This is a genomic window from Diaphorobacter sp. C33, from assembly GCF_030503915.1.
In the GTDB taxonomy this organism is placed as follows: domain Bacteria; phylum Pseudomonadota; class Gammaproteobacteria; order Burkholderiales; family Burkholderiaceae_C; genus Diaphorobacter; species Diaphorobacter nitroreducens.
Window position 1 is genome coordinate 339,418 of the sequence record NZ_CP129980.1, and the last position, 12,116, is coordinate 351,533.

At 68.0% G+C, this 12,116-nt stretch carries 14 protein-coding genes, 1 tRNA gene and 1 riboswitch; of the genes, 11 read left to right on the forward strand and 4 right to left on the reverse strand.

The features are described 5' to 3' along the window. Position 1: 1 nt before the first annotated feature. Complete coding sequence (locus QY917_RS01645) at positions 2 to 721, forward strand: sulfite exporter TauE/SafE family protein (protein ID WP_123675169.1); 720 nt, start codon at positions 2 to 4, stop codon at positions 719 to 721. 641 nt (positions 722 to 1,362) lie between these two features. On the opposite strand, the gene QY917_RS01650 is transcribed toward QY917_RS01645, so the two are convergent. Further along, complete coding sequence (locus tag QY917_RS01650; RefSeq protein WP_123675170.1) at positions 1,363 to 1,707, reverse strand: cell division protein ZapA; 345 nt, start codon at positions 1,705 to 1,707, stop codon at positions 1,363 to 1,365. Beyond that, positions 1,704 to 1,943 carry a hypothetical protein gene (locus tag QY917_RS01655; protein ID WP_015912724.1) on the reverse strand — a complete coding sequence of 80 codons (240 nt, stop codon included), beginning with the start codon at positions 1,941 to 1,943 and terminating at the stop codon, positions 1,704 to 1,706. The genes QY917_RS01650 and QY917_RS01655 overlap by 4 nt, the downstream gene beginning before the upstream one ends. A gap of 34 nt (positions 1,944 to 1,977) precedes the next feature. After that, positions 1,978 to 2,222, forward strand: a riboswitch (cobalamin riboswitch). A gap of 79 nt (positions 2,223 to 2,301) precedes the next feature. On the opposite strand from QY917_RS01655, the gene QY917_RS01660 reads away from it, so the two are divergent. From QY917_RS01660 to QY917_RS01705, 10 genes are all read left to right on the forward strand, one after another. Then, on the forward strand, positions 2,302 to 4,182 hold the full coding sequence (locus QY917_RS01660) for a TonB-dependent receptor (RefSeq protein ID WP_123675171.1): 1,881 nt from the start codon (positions 2,302 to 2,304) through the stop codon (positions 4,180 to 4,182). Positions 4,183 to 4,204: 22 nt separating this feature from the next. Continuing rightward, complete coding sequence (locus QY917_RS01665) at positions 4,205 to 5,563, forward strand: cobyrinate a,c-diamide synthase (RefSeq protein ID WP_123675172.1); 1,359 nt, start codon at positions 4,205 to 4,207, stop codon at positions 5,561 to 5,563. Next, complete coding sequence (locus QY917_RS01670; RefSeq protein WP_123675173.1) at positions 5,560 to 6,159, forward strand: bifunctional adenosylcobinamide kinase/adenosylcobinamide-phosphate guanylyltransferase; 600 nt, start codon at positions 5,560 to 5,562, stop codon at positions 6,157 to 6,159. Before QY917_RS01665 ends, QY917_RS01670 begins: the two co-directional genes overlap by 4 nt. Further along, positions 6,156 to 7,046, forward strand: a complete 891-nt coding sequence (locus tag QY917_RS01675) for an ABC transporter substrate-binding protein (RefSeq protein WP_123675174.1) — start codon at positions 6,156 to 6,158, stop codon at positions 7,044 to 7,046. The genes QY917_RS01670 and QY917_RS01675 overlap by 4 nt, the downstream gene beginning before the upstream one ends. A gap of 29 nt (positions 7,047 to 7,075) precedes the next feature. Continuing rightward, positions 7,076 to 8,125 carry an iron ABC transporter permease gene (locus tag QY917_RS01680; RefSeq protein ID WP_162844522.1) on the forward strand — a complete coding sequence of 350 codons (1,050 nt, stop codon included), beginning with the start codon at positions 7,076 to 7,078 and terminating at the stop codon, positions 8,123 to 8,125. Beyond that, positions 8,122 to 8,904: an ABC transporter ATP-binding protein gene (locus tag QY917_RS01685; protein ID WP_123675176.1), complete on the forward strand. Its 783-nt coding sequence runs from the start codon at positions 8,122 to 8,124 to the stop codon at positions 8,902 to 8,904. The genes QY917_RS01680 and QY917_RS01685 overlap by 4 nt, the downstream gene beginning before the upstream one ends. Before the next feature lie 73 nt (positions 8,905 to 8,977). After that, positions 8,978 to 9,235 (forward strand): hypothetical protein, encoded by a 258-nt coding sequence (locus QY917_RS01690; protein WP_148060994.1) that lies wholly within the window; start codon positions 8,978 to 8,980, stop codon positions 9,233 to 9,235. Between the two features lie 29 nt (positions 9,236 to 9,264). After that, entirely contained in the window at positions 9,265 to 9,834 is a 570-nt protein-coding gene (cobO, locus tag QY917_RS01695; protein ID WP_123675178.1) for a cob(I)yrinic acid a,c-diamide adenosyltransferase, read from the forward strand. A gap of 32 nt (positions 9,835 to 9,866) precedes the next feature. Beyond that, positions 9,867 to 10,379: a methylated-DNA--[protein]-cysteine S-methyltransferase gene (locus QY917_RS01700; protein ID WP_302078342.1), complete on the forward strand. Its 513-nt coding sequence runs from the start codon at positions 9,867 to 9,869 to the stop codon at positions 10,377 to 10,379. 399 nt (positions 10,380 to 10,778) lie between these two features. Beyond that, the gene (locus QY917_RS01705) at positions 10,779 to 11,180 is read left to right on the forward strand and encodes an MAPEG family protein (RefSeq protein WP_123675180.1); all 402 of its coding nucleotides are present in this window, start codon (positions 10,779 to 10,781) and stop codon (positions 11,178 to 11,180) included. Between the two features lie 283 nt (positions 11,181 to 11,463). Here QY917_RS01705 and QY917_RS01710 read toward each other — a convergent pair. Both QY917_RS01710 and QY917_RS01715 read right to left on the reverse strand, forming a co-directional pair. Then, positions 11,464 to 11,551 (reverse strand) — tRNA-Ser (locus tag QY917_RS01710). A 72-nt stretch (positions 11,552 to 11,623) separates the two neighbouring features. After that, the gene (locus QY917_RS01715; RefSeq protein ID WP_015912735.1) at positions 11,624 to 11,950 is read right to left on the reverse strand and encodes a hypothetical protein; all 327 of its coding nucleotides are present in this window, start codon (positions 11,948 to 11,950) and stop codon (positions 11,624 to 11,626) included. Positions 11,951 to 12,116 lie beyond the last annotated feature (166 nt).

Below are 12,116 nucleotides of genomic sequence, written 5' to 3' on the forward strand. Positions count from 1 at the left end.
CATGCTGTGGGCGCTGGCCACGACGACCTTCCTGATGGGGCTGATGGGAGGGGCTCACTGTTTGGCGATGTGTTCTGTTCCCTGCGCGGCGCTTACGGGGCTGGGTGGCACGCAGGACGCCACCCACACCATTCAATGGGCGTCCCGCCGCGGAATCCTCCAACGGGTAGCGCAGTTTCACGTGGGGCGCCTGATCGGTTACGGCGCCGCAGGGGCGGTGGTTGCGCTGGCCATGGAGCAACTCGCATGGCTGGGGCAAAGCACCTCGGCATTGCGCCCCCTTTGGACGCTGATGCATGTGCTCATCCTCGCGTGGGGCGGGATGATGATGGTGCAAGCGCAGCAGCCCTTGTGGGTTGAGCGGGCGGGGCGTGCTGCCTGGGCGAAGGTCAAGCCCTTGGTCTCTCGGCCTGGCGGGCTCCTGACCGCGGGTGTGGCCTGGGCGCTCCTGCCATGCGGCCTTCTGTATACCGCACTGTTGACTGCCGCTCTCAGCGGAAGCGTGCTCCGCGGAGCCTTGTGCATGGTCCTGTTTGGCGTGGGAAGCGGTGTATGGCTGGTGCTGGGACCGTGGACATTTGGCCGCATTCGCGCTTGGATCGGCGTGAAGGGTGGGGCGTGGGGGTCTCGGCTGGCAGGTGGTGTGCTTTTTTCCCTGGGTGCATGGGCGCTGTGGATGGAGGTTGTCCATGGGCAGCCGGCGCCGTGGTGCGTGCCCTGAAAACAGCGTTTTGTGGAACCACAGCGACTCCGCGAAGCATGTCGTGGCAAGCGAATGGCGCAAACCGAGGCGCTCAGGCGTGACGTATCGCTGTCAGATCTATACCAGCGGAAGTGACGAGTCTGTTCTCATCGACGTGGAGAAATCCAGCTACGCATCGCTGCCTTACTGGATGCGCCACCGTACGTCTGGGGCGCGCGCTGCGTATCAGTGAGGTTGCCGAAGGACTGGGAAACGCCCGAACCACGCCAGGATATTTGGCATCGGTGCGACGACTACCAAGGTCTGCTCTGTGCCTTGCAGATGGGTGGGTTGCGCGCGCTGGCCGCGGAGCGCCGGATTTTCTGAGCAGGTATTGAGGTCGCTGGCACTCACCCGGAGCGAGGGCGCAAGCGATTACCAGAGAAAAGGTGTCTGCGAATGCCACCGGACCGGCATCCTGAACCGGGGGTTCAGGTGGGCGAGGGCAGCCAGGCGTTGGGTTCATCTGACGCGAGATGATCACGCTCACCGGGCGATGTACCAAGCCCGTGCTCAATGAGCATTGGTTCAAGGAAATATAAAGCCCGGCAGCATCGCAGACATGTTCATTGTAGTGGGCTGCCCGTGTGCGGCCAGGGGCCGGGCTTTTACCGTAATGGTTATAGGAGGCGCCCATCCTCGCCCAGCGCCTCGTCCAGGCGCAGGAGCAACTGCTGCACGCGCTCATCGCTGTCGTGCACGTGCGGCGCGACCGGGGTGGGGACGATGCGCGCAGGGGCTGAGGCGGCTGCCAAATCGGCGGCTTCGCGGTCGGCGATCTCGAAAGCCAGGTTGAGCGCCGCCAGCACGGCGATGCGCTCACGCGCGCGTACCTTGCCCGCGTCACGGATGCGCGTCATGGCGGTATCCACGCGCTCGACCGCCTCCAGCAGGCGCGACTCCTGGCCGTCGGGGCAGGCCAGGAGATAGCTTTGCTGGAGGATCTGTACCTCGATCTGCTTCATGGCGCGTCTTTCGTCTCGGCAGTGCCGGGGAGTTCGGGCTCGGCAGGCAGGCGGTCCAGCAATGCGTTCACGCGCGCACGGGCCGCCTGCAGGCGGGATTGGAGGGAATCGCGCTCCTGGGTGAGCGCCGCGACCTGTTGCGCCAACAGGGCATTGGTGCGCTGCAACTCGGCATGGCGCAGCAGCAGCCGCTCAACGCGCTCGGCGATCTGGTCGATGGAAGAGGGGGAGGCCATACGCTGCCGATTGTAGGGATCGGCGTGCGAACCATCGTAAAATTGCGCAGTTGGTGCTCGCGGCGTGGTTCACATGCCGCAGTTCAACGGGAAGCAGGGAGGGGCCCTCCGTCATGGAGTGCGTCCTGTGCCTGCGCTGCCCCCGCAACGGTCAGCGGATGAGCCGTACTTCGGCTCCCTCTTCATTGACAAGCCACTGAGCGCCTTGAACAAGCGTTTGGGAAGGCGATGCAGAGCGTTCCGCCAGCCCGGATACCGGCCAACGAGGTGGCTCCGCGTTTCCTTTTGTGAAACCTGGGCCGTTATGCCCAGGTGCCGACGGGGAGGTCGGCCGTGGCGATCTCTCTGTTTGCCCCACATGACAAACACCCGTCCGTTCAATGTGCGCTTGAGTGCGCTTTCCGTGCACGCGCGCGTCGCCGTGCTGCCGCTGGCGCTGGCCGCCGCTTTCCCCGCCGTGTCCCAGACCCTGCTGGCCCAGGCAGCCACAGAACCCCAACTGCGTGAAACCGTCATCACGGCAACCCGCGTGGCCCGGCCGCTGGCCGACATCGTGTCCGATGTGTCCGTCATCGACCGTGAAACCATCGAGGCCAGCGGCGCGGTAGGCGTCATTGACGTGATCTCGCGCCTGCCAGGCGTGCAGATCACGCGCAATGGCGGCCAGGGCAGCAGTGGCAGCGTCTACCTGCGCGGCGCGGAGTCGCGCTTTACCGCCGTGTACCTGGACGGCGTGCGCCTGGACTCGCAATCCACCGGCGGCGTGGTGTGGGAGCAAATCCCGTTGTCGCAGATCGACCGCATCGAGGTCGTGCGCGGGCCAGCGGCTGCTGTGTACGGCTCGGATGCCATGGGAGGCGTGATCCAGCTCTTCACCAAAAAGGGCGAGGGTGCGCCGGCGCCCTACGTGGGCGTGGGCCTGGGCAACCAGGGCACGCGGACGGTGCAGGCCGGCGTGAGTGGCGGCACCGAGCAGGTGGACTATGCGCTGGGGCTGTCGCATGAGCGCGCCGATGGCTTCAGTGCCCGCGTAGGCTCCGCCTACAACCCGGACAAAGACGGCTACCGCCGCACCTCTGCCAATGCCCGACTGGGCGTGCAGTTCGACACGACCCATCGCCTGGAGGGCACGCTGCTGGCCAGCAACCTCAACTCGCAGTACGACGGCAGCAAAACGGCCGACGACCGCAATCACCACCAATTGCGCACGGCCAGCCTGGCATGGCTGGCCAAGTGGAGCGACGTGTACAGCACGCGCTTGCAGGTCACGCAGGGGCAGAGTGAATACAGCACCCGGCCCAACTTCTACATGACCGAGACCACGCTGCACAATTACCTGCTGCAAAACGAGTGGCGCCTGGGCGCGCATCTGTTCACAGCCGCGCTGGAGCGCCGCGAGGACGAACTGCACAACCCCGCCACCGAGTTCGTGGGCGACCTCCAGCGTGACCGCTCACAGAACGCGCTCGCGCTGGGCTATGGCCTGAACCAGGGCGCCCATACGCTGCAGGCCAACCTGCGCTATGACGACGACAGCGAGTTCGGCGGCAAAAGCACGGGCAGCCTGTCCTATGGCTACGCCATTACGCCGCAGTGGCGCGTCACCGCAGCGGCCGGCACGTCCTTCCGCGCACCCACGCTCTACCACCGCTTCAGCGAATACGGCGCGCCCGACCTGCAGCCCGAGAAGGGGCGCAACGTGGAGCTGGGCGCGCGGTGGACACAAGGAGAGAGCAGCGTGGGTGTCGTGGCGTACCGCAACCGCGTCAGCAACCTCATCAATTTCGGCGCCGCGGGCCGCTGTGATTCCAGCTTCGGCTGCTACGAGAACGTGGGCCGCGCCGAGTACAAGGGCGTGACGCTGTCGGCCGCGCACCGCATCGCGGGCGTGTCGCTGCATGGCTCCATCGACTGGCAGAACCCGCGTGACCTGGACAGCGGCAAACTGCTGGCGCGCCGTGCCAAGCGCTACGCCACGCTGGGTGCCGACACCTTGGTGGCAGGCTGGACGCTGGGGGCAGAGCTCTACGCATCCGCGCGCCGGTACGACAACGCGGCCAACACCAACGTACTGGGCGGCTACACCACGCTCAACCTCTACACCAGCAAGCGCGTGGCGCGCGACGTGACGCTGCTGGCCCGCGTCGACAACCTGGCCGACAAGGACTACCAGTTGGCGCGCACCTACGCCACCGGCGGCCGCACGTTCTACGTGGGCCTGAAGTGGGAGCCGCAGTAACGCCATCACCGACTGCCACACCATGAGCCGCTGTCCCGCCCTGGTCATCGCCGCGCCCGCCTCTGGGCAGGGCAAGACCACCGTCACCGCCGCTTTGGCGCGCCTGCACACACGCCAAGGCCGGCGCGTGCGGGTGTTCAAGTGTGGGCCCGACTTCCTGGACCCGCACTGGCACCAATTGGCCAGCGGCGCCCCCGTGCACCAGCTCGATCTGTGGATGACCGGCGCGGCAGATTGCGCGCAGCGCCTGCGCGCCGCGGCGGCCGAAGCAGACCTGCTGCTCATCGAAGGGGTGATGGGGTTGTTCGACGGCGAGCACAGCGTGGGCGACCTGGCGCAGCGCTTCGGCATACCGGTGCTTGCGGTGGTGGATGCCTCTGCCATGGGGGGCACGCTGGGCGCCATCGTGCATGGGCTGCGGCACTACCGTGCGGGCCTGCCATGGGCCGGTGTCTTGGCCAACCGCGTGGCGGGCGACCGCCATGCGCAGATGCTGCGGGACGGCTTGGCCGACGCTGCGGACTGGCTGGGTGCGCTGCCACGGGTCGTGGGTGATGCTGCGGGCGGCAGGGAGCCTGGTGGCCTTCTGCCCGAGCGGCACCTGGGACTGGTGGCAGCGCACGAACTGCCCGATGCCCTGCAGCGGCTGGACGCCGTGGCCGATGCGCTGGCCGTCACGCCCCTGGGCCGCATGTCCGCCGCGGACCTGCAGCGCTGGGCGGTGGACTTTGGCGGCACGCCCGTGGGCCGTGCCGCCATCACGCCGCTGCTGGCCGGCCGCACCGTGGCCGTGGCGGCGGATGAGGCTTTCTGCTTCATCTACGAAGCCAACATCGATACCCTGCAGCAGCTGGGCGCGCGCGTGGTGCGCTTTTCGCCGCTGTGCGACGCTGCGCTGCCAGCCTGCGACGCGCTGTGGCTGCCCGGCGGCTACCCCGAGCTGCACGCCGATGCGCTGGCCGCCAATACGGCCTTGCGCGACAGCCTGCAGGCGCACGTGGCGGCGGGTCGGCCCGTGTGGGCGGAGTGCGGCGGCATGATGGCGCTGCTGGAGTCCATCACCTTGGCCGACGGGCGCCGCGTGCCCCTGTGGGGGCTGCTGCCGGGTCATGCCACCATGCAGCGGCGCCTGGCCGCGCTGGGGCCGCGCGCGCTGCGCATGGGCACGCATGAGTTGCGCGGCCACACCTTTCACTACTCGGTCACCGACAGCCCGGCCGCCGTGTGCGCACACGCCCAGCGTCCCGATCACGCAAGGGCACCGGACGGCGGTGAAGCCGTGTACCGCCACGGCAGCATCCACGCGAGCTACTTTCACGCATGGTTTGCGTCCAGCCCGCAGGCGACCGCAGCTTTGCTGGGCGCGGAGGCGGGGCCATGAACGCGGCGCCGCAGACCATCGCCCGCAGTGAACTCATCCTGGGTGGGCAAAAGAGCGGCAAGTCGCGCCGCGCCGAACTGCTGGCGCGCCAGTGGCTGCAGGCCGCGCTGGCACACCGCGCGCTGCTGCTGGCCACCGGCCAGCCGTGGGACGACGAGATGCGTGCGCGCATTGCCCGCCACCAGCGCGAGCGTGCCGAGCGTGTGCCCGGCCTGCAGACCGAGGAAGAGCCGCGCGATCTGGCTCACGCCCTGGTGTGCCACAGCACCCCACAGACCCTGATCGTCGTGGACTGCCTCACCCTGTGGCTCACCAACTGGCTCATGCCGGCCGAACCCCAAGATGTAGAGCAAAAACAGCCTCTAGCGCGCGATTGGCAAGCGCAGGCAGCTCACTTTTTTGAAGCGTTGACGCACGCGCCCGGCCCCGTGGTGCTGGTGGGCAACGAGATCGGCCTGGGCGTGATCCCCCTGGGGCGCGAAGTGCGCGCCTTCGTGGACGCGCTGGGCGCCCTGAACCAGCGCGCGGCGGCAGCCTGCCAGCGCGTCACGCTGATGGCGGCGGGCCTGCCGCTTACCCTGAAGGACGCACCATGATGCCTCTTCGCTGGCGCCGCCAGCTTGCTGCCGCCGGCTGGCTGCTGGGCCTGCTGCTGGCCTTGCCCAGCGCCCACGCGGTGACCATCACCGACGACCGGGGCCGCGCGCTGCGATTCGACCAGCCGCCCCAGCGCATCGTGAGCCTGCTGCCGTCGCTGACCGAGAGCGTGTGCGAGCTGCAGCGCTGTGAGCGCCTGGTGGGGGTGGACCGCTACTCCAACTGGCCCGCGTCCGTGCGGCGCCTGCCCCAGGTGGGCGGCGGGCTGGACCCGAACATCGAGGCCATCGTCGCACTGCGCCCGGACGTGGTACTGCTGTCGGTCAGCAGCCGCGTCAGCGACCGGCTGGAGGCGCTGGGCGTGAAGGTGCTGGCGCTGGACCACAAGACCCATGCGGACGTGCGCCGCGTGCTGGGGGTGCTGGGTGAACTGCTGGCCGTTCCCCCGGAGCACGGCGCGGAGCGCGTGTGGCGCGTGATCGATGCCGCCGTGCAGGCCGCCGCGCAGTCGCTGCCGCAGCGCGCGCGCGGGGCGCGGGTGTTCTTCGAGGTCAGCCGCGGCCCCTATGCGGCGGGGGCCAGTTCGTTCATCGGCGAGACGCTGGTGCGCCTGGGCGCGCGCAACGTGGTCCCGCCCGAGCTGGGGCCCTTTCCGCGCCTCAATCCCGAGTTCGTCCTGCGCGCACAGCCCGACGTATTGATGGTGGCCAACCGCAGCATGCAGCCCATGACCCAATACCCGGGGTGGAACCACCTGGCCGCGGTCAAGGCGGGCCGCGTGTGCGACTTCGGTCCCGAACTGTCAGACGTGGTGGTGCGCCCCGGCCCGCGCATGGCTGAGGCCGCGCGCATCATGGCCCGCTGCCTGGCGGAGAAGTACGAATGAGCGCGCGCCTCCCGCAGCCCTCTACCATGATGGCGACCACCGCCATGCCAGCAACCTATGCCACCTCCTTACACCCCGACGCCAGCGGCCGCCGCGCGCGCTGGCTGGGCCTGTGGCTGCTGGCCGCCAGCGTGGCGCTGCTGCTGCTCGGCGCCAGCGTCGGCAGCACGGGCTTTGGCAGCTTGCTGAACCTGCGCGGCGACCCGCTGGCGCAGCAGATCGTGTGGGACATCCGCCTGCCGCGCACACTGGGCGCATGGTTGGCCGGCGCGCTGCTGGGGCTGGCGGGCGCCATTGCCCAGGGGCTCTTTCGCAACCCGCTGGCCGACCCGTACCTGCTGGGCAGCGCGTCGGGCGCGGCGCTGGGCGGCGCCGTGGCCATGGCCGTTCTGGGTGTGTCGCCCAGCACGGCGAGCTGGCTGGCGCGACTGGGCGTGACGGGCTTGGCCTTCGCGGGTGCTGCGGGCGCCGTGCTGCTGACGCTGGTGTTGGCGCGTGGTGTGCAACACACGCTGCGCCTGCTGCTGGCGGGCGTAATCGTGGGCGTGGTGCTTGGCGCTGCGCGCGACCTGATCCAGGTGGCGCAGCCCGCCATTCTGGAGCCGATGCAGGTCTTCACCATGGGCAGTTCGGCCTTCGTGGGCTGGCAGGCCTGCGCCATCATGGCTGGCGGCTGGCTGCTGTGTGCCGCCACGGCCTGGGCGTTGTCGCGGCTGCTGGACGGGTTGATGCTGGGCGAAGCCACGGCCGCCAGCCTGGGCCTGCCCATCGTGCCCATGCGCGCGGGGCTGGTGCTGGCGCTGGCCCTGGCCACCGGCACGGCCGTGGCGCACACTGGGCTGATTGCCTTCGTCGGGCTGGCGGCGCCGCACCTCGTGCGCTCGATCGCGCGCGTCACCCACCAGTGGCATGTATGGCTGTCCAGCCTGATGGGCGCGGTGCTGCTGCTGGCCGCCGACATCCTGGCGCGTTGGGTGGTGGCGCCGCAGGAACTGCCCGTGGGCGTGCTCACCGCCGCGCTGGGCGGCAGCTACCTGCTGTGGCTCATGCACCGCCGGGTGTTGGGAAGCTCGCTATGAAGAACATAGCTGTTAGCGCACGCCAGATAAGCGCCAGTATCGCAAATGCCTCTATATTGCGCGGCATTGACCTGGACCTGCCCGCTGGCCGCTGGACCAGCGTGGTCGGCCCCAATGGTGCGGGCAAGTCCACGCTGCTCAAGGTGCTGGCAGGCCTGCTGCGCCATGCGCGTGTGCAAGGGCGGGTGCAGTTGCTGGGCCGCGCGCTGGCCGACATTCCCGCGCGCGAGCGCGCCCGCCAACTGGCATGGCTGGGCCAGAACGAGTCCGCCGCCGAAGACCTGCCCGCCTACGACGTGGCCATGCTCGGCCGTCTGCCGCACCGTGCCTGGATGGCGCCGGCCAGCGATGCCGACCATGCCGCCGTGCAGCAGGCGCTGCACACCACCCAGGCGTGGGACTGGCGCGACCGTCCGCTGTCGGAACTGTCGGGAGGCGAGCGCCAGCGCGTGCTGCTGGCGCGCGCGCTGGCCGTGCAGGCGCCGGTGCTGCTCATGGACGAACCCCTGGCCAACCTGGACCCGCCGCACCAGACCGATTGGCTGCACACCGTGCGCGACCTGGTGGGGCAGGGCGGTACCGTGGTCAGCGTGCTGCACGAGGTATCCATCGCGCTGCAGGCCGACGACATGCTCATCATGGCCGCCGGCGGCGTGGTGCACCACGGGCCATGCCAGAGCACGGCCACGCACGCCGCGCTGGAGCAGGTGTTCGAGCGGCGCATCCAGGTGCGCGAGATCGACGGCCTGTGGATGGCGCTGCCCCGCATGGAGCGGTGAACGCGCTGCGCCCCTTTTCCCTTGAACCCCTTGCGACGGGCGGCCAACCGCAGAGGGCATGGAGTGTGAACGCATGAATTTGGACGCCGGTTTTGCCCAGGTCGCGCAGGTGCTGCTGTGGCCCGTACCCGTGCGGGTGGCGCTGGCCTTTCTCCGTGCCCTGTGGATGCGCGGCGCCATGCGCATGCAAGCTTGGCAGCGCTGGCGCCTGCCGCATTACCGTTCTGCGCGTGCCACCCGGCCTCTCGATGGAGGAGCTGGCGCTGCAGTTGGTGCGCCACATGCGGCCTTCCAGGCGCGGCGTGCTCCATCGTTTCCCGCGACGGCTTGATTTCCCAAAACTTCTTCTTGAGGCATTGCATGCAGATTGAAACTCCCCCCACCGAGAAACGCTACGACAAGGCCGAAGGCGAGCGCCGGGGCCTGGTCATCGTCAACACCGGCGACGGTAAGGGCAAGAGCACGGCGGCCTTCGGCCTGGCGCTGCGCGCGCATGGCCGGGGCAAGGCCGTGAAGGTCTTCCAGTTCATGAAGGTGCCCAGCGCCCGCTTCGGCGAGCACCGCATGTTCGAGCAGATCGGCCTGTCCATCGAAGGCCTGGGGGACGGCTTCAGCTGGAAGAGCAAGGACTTGGACCACTCCGCCCAACTGGCGCGCGACGGCTGGGTCAAGGCCCGCGCGGCCATCCTGTCGGGCGAGAACTTCCTCGTTGTGCTCGACGAAATCACCTATCCCCTGATCTATGGCTGGCTGCCACTGCAGGAGGTGCTGGACACCCTGGCGGCGCGGCCCAAGGACGTGCACGTGTGCCTGACGGGCCGCCGCTGCCCCGAGGAAATCATCGCCATCGCCGACACGGTGACGGAGATGAAGCTCATCAAGCATGCGTTCCAGGCGGGCATTCCCGCGCAGCGCGGCATCGAGGACTGAGGGGGCGCCGCGCCATGCTGTATGCGCAGACCATGCCTACCCCGTTGGGCGAGATGCTGGCCGTGGCTTCGGACCGGGGGCTGTGTCTGCTGGAGTTCCTGGGGCAGCCGGGTGTGGAGCGTGAATTGGCCCAGGTGCAGGCCGCTCGCGGTAAGGCCCTACATGAGAAGGGCAATGCGGTCACCGTGCTGCTGGCCAGTGAGTTGGCGGAATACTTCGGGCGCCGCCGCCGCGTGTTCGGTGTGCCGCTGGACCTGGTGGGCACGCCATTCCAGATCGCCGCGTGGCAGGCGCTGCTGGCCATCCCTTACGGCGAGACGCGCAGCTATGCACAGCAGGCGCGGACCATCGGCCAGCCCACGGCCACGCGCGCCGTCGCTGGGGCCAACGGGCAGAACAAGGTCTCCATCGTCGTGCCCTGCCACCGGGTGATCGGCAGCAACGGCAGCTTGACCGGCTTTGGCGGCGGCCTGCCGCGCAAGCGTGCGCTGCTGGCGTTGGAAGATACTTCCGCGCAGCGCGATTGGTTGAACGAGACGCCATAACGGCCCCCACGCCCACACCGCCGCCGAACGCGCGGCCTTTTATCGCGCCGTTGGGCGCACCGCCAGCGCCGACCAGAACCTCTGTCTGCAGCGCGAGCGCGGCCGCGTGCCGCTGGCACCGGTTGGTCCATGACGGCGACTGGGAGGTGCCCGGCGACCTATGGTGTTGATGGGGCAGTGAGCACCGCGGAATGCGCTCGCCGCTTGGCACCACAGGTGTCGATGGTAGAAAGGCGCCGCAACGCTTCCTGGCGAGCGGCGGTACTTCCATGAGGTGCCAGGACGCTCTGGCATTGCGTACAAGACGCTGCACTGGAACGGTACTCCGCCACGGGCCTGTAACCGGGCTGGCATACGTTGCCGGTGGGCGGGGTTTTTATCTACCTTTGGGGAGTCACCATGCAACCTTCGACTGTGGCTGTTTTTTGCATAGCTGCGCTGGCGCTGCTTTTGTTTCTGAGCGGCCTGTACGTCAGTGCGACCCGCGCTCGGTTTCGGATTCTGTGCGCAGGGGCAGACGATCCAGCCCATGCGCTGACCAAGGCGGTGCGTGCCCACGGCAACACTGCCGAATATGCAGCCATGCTGGCGCTTCTGATCTACCTGCTGGGTCAGCGGAGTTCGGCGGAATGGGTCAGCTGGGTGATGGTGGGCGTGACCGCGTCGCGCTATCTGTTGGTGATCGGCGTGTTGGCTTCTGCCACGTTGGCGCGTCCCAACCCTTTCCGTGCCGTGGGGGCGCTGGGTACCTATGTTGGCGGTACCGTACTCGCATTGGCGTTGCTTTTTGCAGCGGCATAGATGTGGTGCGCAACGGTCTTGGGGCCGTTGTGTTTCGGGAGGGGCACCACGCACCGGCCATGAAAGAAGTGGTTCCAGGCGCACGCGAACCATGTCACTCGGCACACGCGCCCCTGAAGCTGCTGGAGGCGCTACCGGCGAGTCATTGCGCACCATGTTGTGAACGCAGGGCTACAGGCAGTTGTCCCATCACGGGTTGGTATGTGACCCTGGAAAACCCGCTTCATCCGCCCCCGAATGGACATAAAAAAGCGCCCTCGCGAGGCGCTGATTTTTCTGGCGGTGGCGGAGACTGTGAGATTCGAACTCACGGACGGTTGCCCGTCGGCAGTTTTCAAGACTGCTGGTTTAAACCACTCACCCAAGTCTCCGCGAAGCCGCCTATTGTAAGCGGGTGGCGGGGCGGCGCGGTGCTTGTGGTGTGGCCCTGTAGGGGCTCGTAGTCAGCGCTTTAGCGCAGCCGCCAGTTGGGCTTTGTTCATCTTGGAGCGCCCGGGGATGCCGCGTCGGCGGGCGTCCTCGTAGAGTTGCTCGCGCGTGCGGCCTTGCGGGCCCTGGTGCGACCGCTGGCCTCCGCGTACCGGGGCGGGCGTGTCCTGCAGTGTGTGGGGATCGGCCTGCTTGGCCTCGCCGTGCTGGGCACGTTCCTTGTTCACGGTGCGTGCGGCGATTTCTTCGGCGGTGTCCCGCTTTTCGCCGCGCTCCAGCAGGCTGTCCTTGATGTGCTCGTATTGGCGCTCGCGTTTGGCGCTCCAGGTGCGTTGGGGCATGGTGGCACTCCGCTGTGGAAATGGCTTCCAGCCTAGAAGGCGTGTGCGGGCGCGCCGTCGGCACCAGGCCTCCTTTGTCGTAGGACGCGGGCGGACTATGAGTGAAAATGGCTTTTAGCGCTTTACGGATAAGTGCTAAAAGCTATATTTTTAATAGCAAAATGAT